The organism is Bacteroides caecigallinarum, assembly GCF_021530995.1.
Lineage (GTDB): Bacteria > Bacteroidota > Bacteroidia > Bacteroidales > Bacteroidaceae > Phocaeicola > Phocaeicola faecigallinarum.
The window spans coordinates 1-768 of the sequence record NZ_JADYTF010000261.1 but is presented as its reverse complement, the minus strand read 5'-3'; the positions used below and the strand labels follow the sequence as shown (position 1 = coordinate 768).

Below are 768 nucleotides of genomic sequence, written 5' to 3'. Positions count from 1 at the left end.
CTATTAAAATCTCAAATGATTATGGATAAAGAAGTTTTGGATTTTGTAACATTTTGCATCAGCTCATTGGCTGTACATCTTCATCTATCACAGAGAGAAGTTTATAAACGGCTTAAAGAATCAGGGATACTGTATGGATACATTGTCCCCTCATACGATGTACTGCATACATTTGGTTCGCGTTATCTGATGGAAGACTTGACTGATTATATGAAAGAGAAAGGAGTTTTGTAATCATGAAAGTATATCATGCTTCAAGTGTAATAGTAGAAAATCCGGATACAATACATTCAATGGAATATCTTGATTTCGGACAGGGATTTTACATTACAACAATACGTGAGCAGGCTGAAAAATACGCACAACGTTTCCTGCGTAGAGGTAAACCTGCTTGGCTCAATATTTATGAATTAAGTTATAATATTGATAAATGGAAATTACTTCGTTTTGATTCATACAACAGTGATTGGTTGGATTATGTCGCAAATTGTCGTATAGGAAAACCTGTAGAACTTTATGATATGATTATTGGAGGTATTGCCAACGATCGTGTTATTTTAACATTAGACAGATATTTCGCAGGTGAATTATCCAAAGAGCAAGCGTTAGGTTTATTGAAATACGAAAAGCCAAATATCCAATTATGTATTCGGTCACAACAAATGATAGATGAATGTTTAACTTATATTGAAAGTATTAAATTATGACAGGAGTTTCAAAACAAATATATAAAGGAGTAAAATGCTCAAACATAATATCAAGCTTGAG

2 protein-coding genes are annotated in these 768 nt (G+C 32.7%); both read left to right on the top strand.

Annotated features, from left to right (window positions below):
* The coding region (locus I6E24_RS16500; RefSeq protein WP_235329799.1) for a DUF3791 domain-containing protein at positions 1-234 on the top strand (234 nt) is incomplete at its 5' end.
* A 2-nt stretch (positions 235-236) separates the two neighbouring features.
* Positions 237-707 carry a DUF3990 domain-containing protein gene (locus tag I6E24_RS16495; protein ID WP_235329797.1) on the top strand — a complete coding sequence of 157 codons (471 nt, stop codon included), beginning with the start codon at positions 237-239 and terminating at the stop codon, positions 705-707.
* Positions 708-768: the final 61 nt, after the last annotated feature.